The sequence below is a fragment of the Acinetobacter sp. YH12255 genome (assembly GCF_013417355.1).
GTDB classification, from domain to species: domain Bacteria; phylum Pseudomonadota; class Gammaproteobacteria; order Pseudomonadales; family Moraxellaceae; genus Acinetobacter; species Acinetobacter pseudolwoffii.
Window position 1 is genome coordinate 1 of the sequence record NZ_VPEC01000104.1, and the last position, 2,316, is coordinate 2,316.

Sequence of the window (2,316 nt, forward strand, 5' to 3'; positions counted from 1 at the left end):
ATGCCAGGCACGAAGTGTTTCAGGAGTACAACCAATCTTAGGCGCAATTGCTGTGATTGCAGCCCAAGTAGAAGGATAATCTTTTTCAGATTCAATTAGTAATTGAACCGCTCTTTCTCTAATTTCGGGGGTATAGGTTGGTTTTTTCATCGGAATAGTCTCTCAGAATATTGAGTCTCCGACAAACCCGGTACGGTTCATTGTGATAATACGCCTAGCTGTTGTGGTGAAGAGGAAGAAGAAAAATCTTCATCTCCTTGCTGTAACACTTCAAACAGTTGTGAAGATACCGCTCAATCCTGTTGTGGTTCTGATCCCAAAGAAAATTTAAGCACTGAAAACGTTTTAAAAGATTCGCACTACATGAGTGAATACTTAGTTCCCAAAATGGATTGTTCTGCGGAAGAACAGATGGTTCGTATGGCGCTATCTTCAATTGATGGTGTTCAAAAACTCATCTTTGATTTACCTAACCGGTCTTTAAAGGTTCTACATAATCAAAAAGATGAAAATATAACTACCAAACTTGAAGCTTTGGGTTTTGGTGCAAAGCTTGTGAAGACTGAAACTTATATAAGCAATCAACAGGCTAAGCAAACAAGTACCTATACCATTCCTAAAATGGATTGCTCTGCTGAAGAGCAAATGGTCCGTATGGCTCTTGCAGATATTGAAGCAGTTAAAGGTCTTACTTTTGATCTTCCCAATCGAAAACTGAAAGTCTTCCATAATGAAGGGATTCAGCAAATTACGGCTAAACTCGAAGGACTGGGTTTTGGGGCGAAACTTGATGAAACACAGCTTTCTACAGGCGATATACCTAATGAACCTGATCCTGTGAGACAAGCTAAAGTACTTAAACTGTTATTAGGCATTAATGCTCTACTGTTCTTTATAGAATTCATCAGCGGAATTATTGCTGCGTCTACAGGATTGATTGCTGATTCTCTAGATATGTTTGCCGATGCAGCCGTTTATGGTATTGCGCTATATGCCGTCGGAAAAGCTGCGAAATATCAAGTGAAAGCAGCCCATTTCGCAGGTTGGATTCAGTTATTACTTGCTGTCATCGTGATTATTGATGTCATTAGACGATTCATGTTTGGAAGCGAGCCAGAATCAACGCTCATGATTGTTATTGGCCTGCTCGCACTTATAGCTAACGTGACATGCTTATATCTTATTTCTGGTCATCGAGAAGATGGCGCACATATGAAAGCCAGTTGGATTTTCTCGGCGAATGACGTTGTCGTAAATATGGGCGTTATATTTGCCGGTGTACTCGTGGCGTGGACGGGATCAGCTTATCCAGACTTAATCATTGGCATCCTGGTTTCTTTATTCGTGCTTAATGGTGCTCGAAAGATTTTGGCTTTGAAGTAAGAGTATCGAAAATGAATCTATTTCAAGTTAAACAAAATCAGATCGTCAAAATTAGAGATCTCAAAAAAGGTAATCAATACAGTCATACCACTGATCCCGTATTGGAACGGCTCCAACTATTAGGTTTTAGAGAGGGTGAAACTCTACAAGTACTCGCTAAAGGTGTTTTTGGCGGAGATCCTGTTTTAGTTCAGATTGAAACTTCAAGATTCGCATTAAGAAAGAATGAAGCTGAAAGAATTTTTGTAGAGTTAGTATCCAATGAAGATTAAGAATATTGCATTAGTCGGTAATCCAAATTGCGGAAAAACCTCTTTATTTAATACACTTACTGGTACGCGACAAAAAGTTGCCAACTATGCTGGGGTTACCGTAGAAAGAAAAGAAGGTTCTTTTAACGGCACTGTTGCAAATAACCACGAATGGTAAGCTGAAGACTGTTTTAGCTAAAGGTGCAGCATATGAATCCTTTCCATGGTCGGCATTTTCAGGGCGAAATCATTCTTTGGGCTGTGCGCTGGTATTGTAAATATGGCATTAGCTATCGTGAACTGCAGGAAATGCTGGCCGAACGGGGTGTGAATGTTGATCACACGACTATTTACCGTTGGGTTCAACGTTATGCTCCTGAAATAGAAAAACGTTTACGCTGGTATTGGCGTAATCCTACAGATCTGAGCTCGTGGCATATTGATGAAACCTATGTAAAAGTGAATGGACGATGGTCTTATCTGTATCGTGCAGTCGATCAACGTGGCGATACCATTGATTTTTATCTTTCTTCTAGACGTAATACCAAATCAGCATATTGTTTTCTTGGAAAAATTTTAAATAATGTGAAGAAGTGGCAAATTCCACAAGTGATCAACACGGATAAAGCACCCACATATGGACGTGCTTTATCACGGTTAAAACGGGAAGGTAAATGTCCAC

At 39.9% G+C, this 2,316-nt stretch carries 2 protein-coding genes and 3 pseudogenes; 4 read left to right on the forward strand and 1 reads right to left on the reverse strand.

Annotated elements, in window-relative coordinates; translation table 11 throughout:
• A pseudogene (locus FTV30_RS15865) lies at positions 1-150 on the reverse strand (IS3 family transposase); the annotation flags it as partial.
• A 48-nt stretch (positions 151-198) separates the two neighbouring features.
• Here FTV30_RS15865 and FTV30_RS15870 point away from each other — a divergent pair.
• From FTV30_RS15870 to FTV30_RS15885, 4 genes and pseudogenes are all read left to right on the forward strand, one after another.
• Positions 199-1,383, forward strand: a pseudogene (locus FTV30_RS15870) (cation transporter); the annotation flags it as partial.
• 11 nt (positions 1,384-1,394) lie between these two features.
• Positions 1,395-1,655 (forward strand): FeoA family protein, encoded by a 261-nt coding sequence (locus FTV30_RS15875; protein ID WP_004665962.1) that lies wholly within the window; start codon positions 1,395-1,397, stop codon positions 1,653-1,655.
• Positions 1,645-1,779, forward strand: a pseudogene (locus tag FTV30_RS15880) (FeoB small GTPase domain-containing protein); the annotation flags it as partial. The gene FTV30_RS15875 and the pseudogene FTV30_RS15880, both read left to right, overlap by 11 nt.
• Positions 1,780-1,844: 65 nt before the next feature.
• On the forward strand, positions 1,845-2,316 hold a 472-nt coding region (locus FTV30_RS15885), incomplete at its 3' end, for an IS6-like element IS1006 family transposase (RefSeq protein ID WP_098733213.1).